Raw genomic sequence first — 12534 nt, 5'->3', positions numbered from 1 at the left:
ATTCAACCTTTTTGATTTGCAAGGCTTAACAATCACGAAATAAACAAGAATTCGAACAAATGCATGATTCTGCTCGTGATGGTAGCGCCTGTGACCGTATCAAAGTGGTTCTGGTTGGAGTAATGCAATACGAAATGGCGGTTGTTCGCCAGTCACTCTTTATCTACGAGGCATTTACAATGCACTTCTGTGACATAGTTAACTTGAGCCCTCCTTCATTTGAGTGACCTTTTTCGGGCTGAAATCTAGAGGTATAAATAATAAAACATTGCCTTCACCGCAAGATTTCGATTCGACTGAAGAAGTGAAAGATATCATCCATTTTCTATTGAATAAATTGGCAGCGCTTGAAGAACGGCTGAGTCAAAATAGCCGAAATTCCTCCGTACCTCCATCTCAACAACCTTCGCATAGTAAAGTCAGAACACTTCTCCCAACAGGAAAAAGCAAGGGACTCAACCAGAGTATCAAGCTCATCGCCGACTCAGGAGGTTAAGGAAAAGTTGGCTTCACTGGCTCAAATTATAGACTCGTTGGTCTCAAGAATTACGAATAATTTTTAGTTCTTGGAACCTGCACCTTAAAGTAGAGTATGTGGATGAATACGTAAGCATTGTTTTAAGTTGGGTGATTAATTGCCAATATGGCGTAGTTTTGAGCGTTTGAATCATTTACTTAAAGTTAACTGTTGACCTAGTTTTTTTTTTCGTTAAAGTACGCCTCGTTCTCACGACAAAGCTCGTTGAGGCAGGTGGTGTTACCATCGCATGATTGCGTTGCCCTGGTGGTGGAATTGGTAGACACAAGGGATTTAAAATCCCTCGGCGTTCGCGCTGTGCCGGTTCAAGTCCGGCCCGGGGCACCATCAACTCTTTCTGATAGAGATATAAATCAGACAAGGCGCCTTGGCAGAGTGGCTATGCAGCGGATTGCAAATCCGTGGACCTCGGTTCGACTCCGGGAGGCGCCTCCATCATTTCAAAAGCCAGTCTTCAATGACTGGCTTTTTTCGTTTCAAAGTCTGAAGATTCATCCCTTTTATCTTTTCTGCATCTATCGCGCTACTTCTTATTCGATATCATTCAGCTTGTTTGACTACCATTCAATATTTTATACGATAATACCTATCGTGAGTTTGCCTATCTTAATTGATTCACAATTGTATCAGTCGATTGATGCCCATTTTCTTTGCTTGTGATCCGAATAGTCTGTCTTTCGCAATAACGAAAGGTACTCATCAGTGACGGTAAATGAACAGTGTCGAGGCGTCATTAATCCATGATTCATCGTCGTTTAATCGAAGTAATATCGATTGTCGAGATCGTTCATGTGCGTATTTTATATTTTTAACCAATGCATAATGAGACTGAGTTTAAACCAGCGGTGAAATCTCCACTGTCCTTGACGGCTAAGACAATATTTATGTGTCTACTCACGCTCTTATATGGTTGATGTAGATGACGCCTGGCTGACCATCACCATAACGCTAGAAAGTCAAAGCCATCAATAGCGGCTTAATGTCATTCACTATGCCACCACACAGCAATACACGACTATTAATTCGCGAAGGGAAGCTACGAGCCTCGGAACGGTTGTTGTGGATAACGGGAAAATCTCTTCGAAATAGGACGCTTTCTTCACGTTAAAACGCATGTGATACAGACAGGATCTTTTCCATCGAAACGTTTCGATGGAAAGTGTGATTTAGATAAAGGTTTCTTATGCGTTGATGTTTGAATTACTGATCATTCTCACACCTTATCGATCCGGCGCTGGTCAAATCATCACGGCGAATTATTATTGTATCGAAACGTTTCGATGAGTTTTCTGTTAATAATGAAAACCCTTAAAACAGACGCTCATGGTTGTATGAACGTGTAACCGAAAGGTCAATGAGATGAAAAAAAGCACCCTAATTAACTCAGATATTTCTTACTTAGTTGCAACGCTAGGTCATACGGATGAGATCACGATTTGTGATGCGGGCCTGCCGATCTCGGAACATGTACAGCGGATTGATTTAGCGCTGACTCATGGTGTACCAAGCTTTCTTGATACCGTGCGAGTGATTTTATCTGAGTCACAAATTGAAGGGGTCATTATTGCTGAAGAGTTTTCCGACTTTAGTCCTGTGTTACATAAAGCGCTGCTTGATGAATTGAGTAAAGAAAGCGAAAAAAACGGCAAACCCATCGAGATCAGCTATGTATCACACGAAGCATTTAAGGTTCGCACACAACAAAGTCGTGCCGTCATTCGTACTGGCGAATGTACGCCATATGCGAACGTTATTTTCCAAGCTGGTGTGGTTTTTTAAGCCAGAGAATTTGAGGACAGATTATGACTCAAGCTATCCTACAACTGAGTGACATCGAAAAAGCGTTTCCTGGTGTTAAAGCATTGGATAAAGCCAGCCTTAACGTTTACCCGGGCCGCGTGATGGCGCTCATGGGAGAGAACGGGGCGGGTAAGTCCACGTTGATGAAGGTTTTAACCGGTATTTATCACTTGGATGCCGGCAGTATTCGATATCAAGGTCAACCAGCGTCGTTCAAAGGACCGCGTGATTCGCAAGAAGCTGGGATCAGTATTATCCACCAAGAGCTGAACTTAATCCCTGAGTTGACCATTGCTGAAAACATTTATCTAGGCCGTGAATTCACGGGCTCTATGGGCCGTATTCAGTGGAGTAAAATGTATCAAGCCGCCGATAAGCTTCTTGCACGCTTGAATGTAAAACACAGTTCTAAAACCTTGCTTGGTGATTTAAGCCTAGGTGAGCAACAAATGGTAGAAATAGCCAAGGCGCTCTCTTTTGAGTCAAAAGTGATCATCATGGATGAGCCGACCGATGCCCTCACCGATACTGAAACTGAGTTTTTGTTTAAAGTCATCAATGAGCTTCGTGATCAAGGCTGCGGTATCGTTTACATCTCGCACCGATTAAAAGAAATCTTTGAAATCTGTGATGACATCACGATACTTCGCGATGGTAAGTTTATTGGGGAGTGCCAAGTCTCTGATACCAACGAAGATGGCCTGATCGAAAAGATGGTAGGGCGCAAGTTGGAAGAGCAGTATCCACGTATTGATGTGACTCACGGCGAAACATGCTTAGAAGTGATCGGGTTGACAGGCTCTGGTGTTCAAGATGTGAGTTTCAATTTAAAACGTGGTGAAATCCTTGGTATTTCTGGCTTGATGGGCGCGGGTCGTACCGAGTTAATGAAAGTGATTTACGGTGCGTTGCCAAGCGAGCGTGGCGTTATCAATCTAGATAACAAAAGCGTCAATCCGGTTAGTCCGCAAGATGGCTTGGCTAACGGTATCGCCTATATTTCAGAAGATCGAAAAGGAGATGGTTTAGTTCTTGGATTATCGGTTAAAGAAAACATGTCGCTTTGCGCGCTTAACCATTTAACCAAAGGCTGCCAAATTCAACACGGTGATGAAGTGATTGCCGTAGAAGATTTTATCAAACTGTTCAATATTAAAACACCAACTCGAGACCAAATCATCGGTAACCTTTCGGGGGGTAATCAACAGAAAGTGGCGATTGCGAAAGGGTTGATGACGAAGCCTAAAGTTTTGATTTTGGACGAGCCAACACGAGGTGTCGATGTCGGTGCCAAAAAAGAAATTTATCAATTGATCAATAAATTTAAAGCCGAAGGGATGAGCATCATCTTGGTTTCTTCTGAGATGCCGGAAGTGCTTGGGATGAGCGACCGTATTATCGTGATGCATGAAGGTCGTATTACAGGCGAATTCGATGCGAAAGACGCCGATCAAGAAAAACTACTCGCCTGTGCCGTGGGCAAAAAGATAAATGAGGAAGCAGCATGAGTACCAATACCATGAGCAAACCGACTGAAGCAGTCAGCAAAAAGCTGCTGAATAAAGAATGGTTGATTGAACAGAAATCACTGATTGCCTTAATATTTTTGATTGTTGTTGTGTCATTTTTAAATCCTAACTTTTTTACGTTAGATAACATTCTGAATATTCTTCGCCAAACCTCCGTCAACGCGATTATTGCTGTCGGTATGACACTGGTTATTTTAACCGCGGGGATAGACTTGAGTGTTGGTTCGGTACTGGCGCTTTGTGGGGCCTTTGCCGCTAGCTTAATTGCCATAGAAATACCAGTATTAGTGGCTATCCCAACGGCTTTGTTCGCGGGCGCAGCTCTGGGTGCTATCAGCGGCATCATCATAGCGAAAGGCAAGGTACAAGCTTTTATCGCAACGCTGGTTACCATGACGCTATTACGCGGTGTGACGATGGTTTACACCGAAGGTCGCCCAATCTCGGCCGGTTTTACTGATACAGCAGACGCATTTGCATGGTTTGGTACGGGTTACGCGCTTGGTATTCCAGTACCAGTTTGGTTGATGGTGGGTGTGTTTGCAGCAGCTTGGTACCTACTTAATCACACTCGCTTTGGCCGTTATGTTTACGCGGTGGGTGGTAATGAATCTGCGGCTCGTTTGTCGGGCATTAACGTCGACCGTGTAAAAATGGGCGTGTATGCCATCTGCGGAATGTTGGCAGCATTGGCGGGTATTATTGTTACCTCTCGCCTCTCTTCTGCACAGCCAACCGCAGGCATGGGCTACGAGCTAGACGCCATCGCAGCCGTTGTTTTGGGCGGCACAAGCTTAATGGGTGGTAAAGGCCGTATCATGGGGACACTCATCGGTGCTTTGATTATCGGCTTCCTAAACAATGCACTAAACCTACTTGATGTTTCTTCTTACTACCAAATGATTGCGAAAGCAGTGGTTATCTTGCTCGCGGTTTTAGTGGACAACAAAAACAAGTAATTCATAACAATCTACCTATAAATATATATAAATCTGTGAATACAAACTGAGTCAGGTGATATGTACTGGCTCACCCTACACAAAGGACTAGAACGATGAAAAAATTGGCAACTCTTATCTCTGCTGCACTTCTTTCTTCCACTGTATCGGTCGCGGCGCAAGCTCAAGATACCATGGCGATTGTTGTATCCACGCTCAATAACCCGTTCTTCGTAACGATGAAAGACGGCGCGGAGGCGAAAGCGAAAGAATTGGGATACGATTTGATTGTACTGGACTCGCAAAATGACCCGAGTAAAGAGCTTTCAAACATCGAAGATTTAAGTATTCGCGGCGTGAAAGCGATTCTGATTAACCCTACAGATTCCGATGCCGTTTCAAATGCTATTCGTATGGCAAACCGTTCTAATATCCCTGTATTGACACTTGACCGTGGTGCGAGCCGTGGTGACGTTGTGAGTCATATCGCCTCTGATAACGTAATTGGCGGTGAGATGGCGGGTCACTACATCATGGAAAAAGTGGGCGAAAAAGCCAAAGTCATCCAACTCGAAGGTATCGCGGGTACTTCTGCTGCGCGTGAACGCGGCGAGGGCTTTATGAACGCGGTTAAGAGTGGCGATATGAACCTACTTGCGAGTCAGCCAGCTGACTTCGACCGCACCAAAGGTCTTAACGTTATGGAGAACTTAATGGCGGCGAACCCTGATGTTCAAGCGGTATTCGCTCAGAATGATGAAATGGCGTTAGGTGCACTGCGTGCGGTTCAAGCGTCAGGTAAAGATGTGATGATTGTAGGCTTTGATGGCACAAAAGACGGCATCGCCGCGGTTAATCGTGGCAAGCTAGCCGCAACCATTGCGCAACAACCCGATCTTATCGGTGCGCTTGGTGTTGAAACGGCTGATAAAGTATTAAAAGGCGAGAAAGTGGAAGAGTACATCCCAGTACCACTAAAAGTGGTAACAAAATAAGCCTGACGTTAATTAACGCGTCCTAATTTCTTCGCTCTCTCCTCCGTTTATATCTGTCGTTTAGGAGGGGAGAGCAAGAATAGATGCCTTGGCTTTTTATCGCTATACCAAAGAGAAGTTAAAGTCATCTATTACATTTTTCAAAAAGGGTTCATTCAGAACCGAGGATAACCGTATGAATAAGTTAGTGGTATTAGGTAGTGTAAACGCTGACCATGTTCTTCAAGTGCCTTCTTTTCCTCGCCCCGGCGAGACGCTACATGGTCGCAACTATCAAGTTATCCCAGGTGGTAAAGGCGCCAACCAAGCGGTAGCGGCCGCTCGATTAAACACTGATATCGGCTTTATTGCTTGCGTGGGTGACGACTCGTTCGGCATCAATATTCGTGAAAACTTTAACATGGACGGCATCGACATTACGGGTGTCAAGATGCAACCAAATTGTCCTACGGGCATTGCGATGATCCAGGTATCGGACAGCGGTGAGAACAGTATTTGTATTTCAGCTGAAGCGAACGCCAAGCTGACCGCCGAAGCGATTGAGCCAGATTTAGAACGCATTCGCCAAGCTGATTATCTGTTAATGCAATTAGAAACGCCGATGTGTGGTATTGAGAAAGCCGCGCGTATAGCCAAAGAGGCTAAAACCAATGTAATTTTGAACCCCGCTCCTGCTCATGAGCTTTCTGATGAGTTACTTGCTTGTATCGATGTTATTACCCCTAACGAGACAGAAGCAGAAGCCTTAACTGGTGTCATGGTGACTGACAATGACAGCGCGCAAGAAGCCGCGAATGTTTTACATTCTAAGGGCATTGAAATCGTCATGATTACACTAGGGGCGAAAGGCGTGTGGTTAAGCCAGAATGGTCGTGGTGAAATGATTGCGGGTTTCCGCGTTGACGCAACGGATACAACCGCGGCTGGGGACACCTTCAACGGCGCATTCGTCGCTGGTCTATTAGAGGATTTACCTTTAGAATCAGCGATTAAGTTTGCACATGCGGCAGCAGCGATTTCTGTTACCCGCTTTGGCGCACAGACGTCGATTCCGACCCGTGAAGAGGTAGACGCGTTTCTCGCTGAACAATAAGAATCAGCCGAAAAAAGCCGAGCCAAAATAGGAGTAATAACATGGCGACGATGAAAGACATCGCAAAACTGGCAGGGGTTTCTACTTCAACAGTGAGCCATGTTATTAACAAGACCCGTTTTGTGAGCGAAGAGATCTCTGAACGCGTAAATAACGCAGCAAAAGAACTCCACTACTACGCACCATCTGCTTTGGCGCGCAGCCTTAAAGTGAACCGAACCAAAACCATTGGTATGTTAGTAACCACCTCTACTAACCCATTTTTTGGTGAAGTGGTAAAAGGCGTTGAACGCAGTTGTTACCACAAGGGTTACAGTCTGATCCTGTGTAACACCGAAGGCGATAACCAACGAATGCGTCAATCGATTAATACGTTATTGCAAAAGCGCGTCGATGGTTTGATCTTGATGTGTTCATCTTTAGAAGGGGAGCGCATTGAGGTATTTGAGCGCTACCCAGACATTCCTGTGGTGGTCATGGATTGGGGCCCAATGCTGTTCACCAGTGATAAGATTCAAGATAACTCCTTACGTGGTGGCTATTTAGCAGCTAAGTACTTAATTGATTGCGGTCATAAAGAAATCGGTTGTATCACAGGACCACTGATTAAACATCAAGCTCAGATGCGATACGAAGGCTACAAGCGCGCCATGATAGAAGCGGGCTTGGAGTTTAGTGCGGATTGGATCATCGAAGCTGATTTTGAATGTGAGGGAGGGTATCAGGCATTCAAGAAAATGGTGCAGCGAGGGGCGTTACCGAGCTCTATTTTTGTCTCGAATGACATGATGGCAATGGGCGTGATCAACGCCGCTAACGAACTGGGTATTAAAGTGCCTGAACAGTTATCAATCATCGGTTATGATGATATTCATATTGCTAAGTTTATGTCGCCGTCATTAACCACCATTCACCAACCTAAATATCGCCTTGGGCAAGCCGCTGTCGAAACGTTAGTTCGAAAGTTGGACGATAAATCGACCGATGCACAAGTCGTGCAACTGGAACCGACATTAGTGGAACGCAAGAGTGTCAAGCTAGTAAACTCAAGCACTTAATCAGTGATATTCAATAACAAAATGTAAAGATACATCTCTCATTACATTATCAATTCTTACTATCAAAGCATTACGTTAAGTTCGTCCGCTCCCGTCCCCCCCGAGATCGCTTTGTGGCCATTATCAGCCATTGGTTTGTAGTATGTCATTCATAATGGCGTAAAGGTTTCCCCCTCTAACTCTTTAATGAATACGTTCGTTTGGTTGATACTTGCAGAACTTTAGCAGAGGTCTTTCATAACTCATTGATATGGATAGAGGCAAAAGAAATGTAATCAATGTAAAGGCGGTTAAATTTTATTGAATGCTTTAAAGAGTAGCGCTATATTGAGAACGCGCATGATAATAGAACTCATTAAGGATTATAAAAATGAAAAAGCTCGTCAGTACGGCTCTTTTGTCGCTGTTTACTGTGTCACCTGCCTTCGCTGCTAATGTTGTTATTGACCATTACATGGGCAAGACAGAGTTAGAGCAATCGCCAAAGCGTGTGGTGGTGATCGGTTTTGGTCCTTTGGATGCTCTAAACAGTTTTGGTATTGACCCTGTTGCGGTATCGAATGCTTCTCACCTGCCCAGTTATCTCTCGAAATACAGTAAAGACAACTATACCTCCGCAGGCAGTTTGTCTGAACCAGACTTCGAAACGATCTACACGCAAAAGCCCGATTTGATTTTGGTGGGCCCGCGCGGCTCTGCAAAATATGAAGAACTGAGCGAGATTGCACCAACGGTTGTTTTTGCTGCGGAAAAAGATCAAGGTTACTGGGAAGGTACTCAAGCTCAATGGCGGAACATCGGTAAGATCTTTGATATTGAAGACAAAGTTGAACAAAAAATTGAATCGCTTGATGTCCAGTTTAAAGCGATTCGTGATTATAACCAATCAAACAATAATGATGCGCTGACAATTTTAAGTATTGGTGACAACATCAGTACGTTTGGGGCACAGTCCCGATTTGGTGTGATTTATAAGGATTTCGGTTTTATCGAGACGGTTAAAAACATTAAGACGGGTACGCATGGTGACGTTATTTCTTATGAATTTATCCGTGAGGCTGACCCGAAAAGTATTCTGGTGATTGACCGTAACTCACTGACGTCGACACCTGGCCTTGATGTACGTAAGTCAATGAACAACGATTTGGTCAAAGCGACAACAGCGTATAAGAATCAAAAAATCAAATACTTAGATGTGGATGCGTGGTATCTGGCAATGTCAGGGGTGACCGCGACCGAAAAAATGGTGAGCGAGATTAAGCAAACCGTTGAACTGTAACCCAAGATAGCAGAGGTTAACTTTGAAAAAGTTATTGCTAACCCTTGTGGTTTTAAGCATCGTATCTTTATTTGTTGGGGTGGCAAATATGACGCCTCAGCAATTATTCACTGGCGATGCAAAAGCACTGGAACTTTTCTTTACCAGTCGTATACCACGCTTGTTCGCCATTTTGCTGGCTGGAGCTGGGCTAAGCATCGCTGGCCTTGTAATGCAGCAAATCAGTCAAAACCGATTCGCCGCTCCATCAACCACTGGCACAATTGAATGTGCCATGTTGGGGTATGTACTGAGCGTTGTCTTTTTTGGTAATGGAAACCATCTTTGGCTGGTCTTTGGTGTATCGATACTTGGAACGTTGACGTTTATTCATTTCATTCAACGTATTCAATTCAAGAGTGTCATATTTGTTCCGCTTGTCGGGATCATTTTTGGCAACGTCATTGGTTCTATGACGACATTCATTGCCTACAAATATGATGCACTGCAAAGCTTAAGTGCATGGACGGTGGCCAATTTCGCCAATATTTTACGTGGTGATTTTGAGCTGCTTTATATTGCTGTGCCAATGGCGGTGCTCAGTTATCTATTTGCGGCAAGAATCTCGGCGGTAGGCATTGGAAAAGATTTTGCTGTGAACTTAGGACTTAACTATCAGCAAGTTGTGACTATTGGTGTGCTGTTGGTTTCGATGATGTCTGCGAGTGTCGTCATGATTGTGGGTCAATTGCCATTTCTTGGCCTCATTGTGCCAAATATCGTGAGTCATTTTTACGGCGATAACCTTAAGAACAACATTCCGTTAACCGCCATGTTTGGTGCCATTTTGGTGTTAGGTTGTGACTTAATTAGTCGTTTGATAATTTTTCCTCACGAAATGCCGATCTCTATTGTGATCAGTATGTTAGGTGGGGTGGTATTTATTATGATGTTGCTGCGAGGTAAGCAGCATGCGTGACTCAACGAAACTCATGGTGCTTGGCAGCGTCGCCGTTATCTTCGCATTTTTGTTTATTGGTTTAGGGTTGACGGCTGACAACTACCAGTACTTTCTATCACGACGAGTGCCGAAAGTTCTTGCGATGATGTTGGCTGGTGTGGCAATTGCACAATCTTCATTGGTGTTTCAGACCATCACGCATAACCGGATCTTAACACCAAGTATCATGGGATTTGATGCGTTATATGTGTTAACCCAAATTTTGATTGTTTTGCTTTTTGGTGGCTTAAGCACATTGGCTCTCAACCTCTACGTTAACTTCACTGTGGCTGTGTTAGTGATGGTGTCGTTCTCATTGTTATTATTTGGGTTTTATTTTTCCAAAGGCAGTCGCAACCTGATCACGTTGTTACTGGTGGGGTTGATCTTTGGTCAGCTCTTTTCCAATGTTGCGTCATTTTTCTCATTGTTGATGGATCCGAACACATTTGCGTTTGTTCAATCGAAATTGTATGCCAGCTTCAATAATGTGAAGGTGAACCTTGTTTATTTAAGCGCACCGATTTTGATGTTTGCATCTTGGTTGTTATTTAGAATGCATCGCACCTTGGATGTATTTTGGCTCGATCAAGATAACGCGAAAAGCCTAGGCGTCGATGTACCTAAAGTGACGCGAAATGCGTTTATGGTGTCAGCAGTATTGATCGCGATTTCAACGGCACTTGTTGGCCCGATCATGTTCTTTGGTTTACTCGTGACGAACTTGAGTCGCGAACTATTCCGTAGTTACCAACACAAAACCTTACTGGTGGGGTGTTCGTTGTTATCTATTGGCTCGTTGTTAGCAGGGCAATGGATAATCGAGAATATATTCAGCTTTGAGACCACCTTAAGCGTTGTGATTAACTTTCTGGGCGGTGTGTACTTTTTGTATCTGCTGCTGAAAAATAAAGTCGTATAAATATGATAGTCATAGATAAATTAACCAAGGCGTTTGGCTTTAACCGAGTTGTTGATGAAGCCAATACGCAGTTTGAAAAAGGCAAAGTGACATCCATCATTGGTCCGAATGGTGCTGGGAAAAGTACGTTGCTCTCCATGGCATCTCGATTAACAGATCGAGATGGTGGTAGCGTGATGATTGACGGTAAAGAAATTGCGGAATGGAATACCAAAGAGTTAGCAAAAAAGTTGGCGGTACTTCGCCAAGCTAACTCGATCACGATGAGGTTCACGGTGCAAGAGTTGGTTTCATTTGGTCGTTTTCCTTATTCAAAAGGCAATCTAACCAAAGAAGACGACGCCGTTATCGCACAAGCTATCGATTATTTGGATCTACAAGATATCCAAGACAAATATTTAGATGAGTTGAGTGGTGGGCAGCGTCAGTTGGCGTTTATTGCTATGGTTATTGCCCAAGACACGGACTATGTCTTTCTGGATGAGCCGCTCAACAACCTAGACATTAAGCACTCGCTACAAATTATGAAAATCGTACAAAGGCTTGCTCATGATATGAATAAAGCCATGGTGGTTGTGATTCACGATATCAACTTTGCCGCGTGTTATTCTGATACCATTTTAGCGCTCAAACAAGGGAAAGTGGTGGCCAGTGGTGTGGTGGAAAAGGTGATTCAGGCGACGACGCTAGAAGATATCTACGAAACGCCGTTCAATATCATTGAGGTAAACGGTAAACGTATGTGTACCTACCATTAATAAATAATCGATTATTGATACGCATTAGCCGTAAGAGTCCGCTAATGCGAGTTAGACGAGCTTATTTAGTCAGCTCGTCTATGATTGGACAGCGGCTTTCCGCATCACCTGGGCATGCAGACACCCAACCTTCAAGTTGTCTTTTTATTTCGGTTAGATGCGCGATTTTTTCTTCGACTTCTTTCAGCTTATCCATTGTTCGCGCTTTGACTTCGCTGCTCTTGCGGTTCGGGTTATGGGCAAGCTGTACAAATTCTTTGCATTCTTGCAGCGAAAATCCAGCATTTTTTGCTCGTGAGACTAAGTTAAGTTCTTGAATATGATTATTTGAGTACTCTCGATAGCCAGAGTCACTGCGCGCAGGTGGAGAAATGATCCCTTTATCTTCATACAATCGAATCGACTTAGATGAAAGCTCGGTTAGCTTAGCGACAGCACCAATATTCATGTTTAACCTCCAGAACGTTTAAGGCGATTATATACCTTTGTTGTGGATGAGATATACCCAAATAACCTTAAGATTGCAGAATCTCGACGTATCGAAAGTTTTTTGCCTTGTTCTAAAGTATTGTTACCTTATTTCTTAACATTGAATTATCGCGCTTGGCGATAATTAAAACTTGGTATTAAAAATTTATTTAATAA

Annotated in this window: 13 protein-coding genes and 2 tRNA genes; 14 read left to right on the top strand and 1 reads right to left on the bottom strand. The window is 43.8% G+C overall.

What is annotated here, in order from left to right; translation table 11 throughout:
* The first annotated feature begins 59 nt into the window (after positions 1-59).
* The 14 genes from AC3D28_RS14740 (at position 60) to vctC (ending at position 11889) form a co-directional block, all read left to right on the top strand.
* Positions 60-227: a hypothetical protein gene (locus tag AC3D28_RS14740; protein ID WP_488536502.1), complete on the top strand. Its 168-nt coding sequence runs from the start codon at positions 60-62 to the stop codon at positions 225-227.
* Positions 224-496 (top strand): DUF6444 domain-containing protein, encoded by a 273-nt coding sequence (locus AC3D28_RS14735; RefSeq protein WP_488536501.1) that lies wholly within the window; start codon positions 224-226, stop codon positions 494-496. Before AC3D28_RS14740 ends, AC3D28_RS14735 begins: the two co-directional genes overlap by 4 nt.
* 282 nt (positions 497-778) lie before the next feature.
* Positions 779-865 (top strand) — tRNA-Leu (locus AC3D28_RS14730).
* Positions 866-899: 34 nt separating this feature from the next.
* A tRNA-Cys gene (locus AC3D28_RS14725) sits at positions 900-973 on the top strand.
* Positions 974-1897: 924 nt separating this feature from the next.
* The gene (rbsD, locus tag AC3D28_RS14720; protein WP_488536500.1) at positions 1898-2317 is read left to right on the top strand and encodes a D-ribose pyranase; all 420 of its coding nucleotides are present in this window, start codon (positions 1898-1900) and stop codon (positions 2315-2317) included.
* Positions 2318-2340: 23 nt separating this feature from the next.
* On the top strand, positions 2341-3846 hold the full coding sequence (gene rbsA / locus AC3D28_RS14715) for a ribose ABC transporter ATP-binding protein RbsA (protein WP_098413930.1): 1506 nt from the start codon (positions 2341-2343) through the stop codon (positions 3844-3846).
* Positions 3843-4826, top strand: a complete 984-nt coding sequence (gene rbsC / locus AC3D28_RS14710) for a ribose ABC transporter permease (protein WP_488536499.1) — start codon at positions 3843-3845, stop codon at positions 4824-4826. Before rbsA ends, rbsC begins: the two co-directional genes overlap by 4 nt.
* Positions 4827-4921: 95 nt before the next feature.
* Entirely contained in the window at positions 4922-5800 is an 879-nt protein-coding gene (rbsB, locus tag AC3D28_RS14705; protein ID WP_098413932.1) for a ribose ABC transporter substrate-binding protein RbsB, read from the top strand.
* A gap of 175 nt (positions 5801-5975) precedes the next feature.
* Positions 5976-6893, top strand: a complete 918-nt coding sequence (gene rbsK / locus AC3D28_RS14700) for a ribokinase (protein WP_098414508.1) — start codon at positions 5976-5978, stop codon at positions 6891-6893.
* A gap of 41 nt (positions 6894-6934) precedes the next feature.
* The gene (locus AC3D28_RS14695; RefSeq protein WP_098413933.1) at positions 6935-7951 is read left to right on the top strand and encodes a substrate-binding domain-containing protein; all 1017 of its coding nucleotides are present in this window, start codon (positions 6935-6937) and stop codon (positions 7949-7951) included.
* A 370-nt stretch (positions 7952-8321) separates the two neighbouring features.
* Positions 8322-9230, top strand: a complete 909-nt coding sequence (locus AC3D28_RS14690; protein WP_098413934.1) for a siderophore ABC transporter substrate-binding protein — start codon at positions 8322-8324, stop codon at positions 9228-9230.
* Positions 9231-9252: 22 nt separating this feature from the next.
* On the top strand, positions 9253-10188 hold the full coding sequence (gene vctD / locus AC3D28_RS14685; protein ID WP_488536498.1) for an iron chelate uptake ABC transporter permease subunit VctD: 936 nt from the start codon (positions 9253-9255) through the stop codon (positions 10186-10188).
* Complete coding sequence (locus AC3D28_RS14680; protein ID WP_488536497.1) at positions 10181-11131, top strand: iron chelate uptake ABC transporter family permease subunit; 951 nt, start codon at positions 10181-10183, stop codon at positions 11129-11131. The genes vctD and AC3D28_RS14680 overlap by 8 nt, the downstream gene beginning before the upstream one ends.
* Before the next feature lie 2 nt (positions 11132-11133).
* Positions 11134-11889, top strand: coding sequence for an iron chelate ABC transporter ATP-binding protein VctC (gene vctC, locus AC3D28_RS14675; protein WP_488536496.1), 756 nt, complete (start codon positions 11134-11136; stop codon positions 11887-11889).
* Between the two features lie 61 nt (positions 11890-11950).
* On the opposite strand, the gene cueR is transcribed toward vctC, so the two are convergent.
* Positions 11951-12337: a Cu(I)-responsive transcriptional regulator gene (cueR, locus tag AC3D28_RS14670; RefSeq protein WP_098413938.1), complete on the bottom strand. Its 387-nt coding sequence runs from the start codon at positions 12335-12337 to the stop codon at positions 11951-11953.
* Positions 12338-12534 lie beyond the last annotated feature (197 nt).

Source organism: Vibrio sp. TAP-3B, from assembly GCF_057784735.1.
The sequence above is the reverse complement of the archived record's forward strand: the minus strand, read 5'-3'. Positions and strand labels throughout refer to the sequence as shown.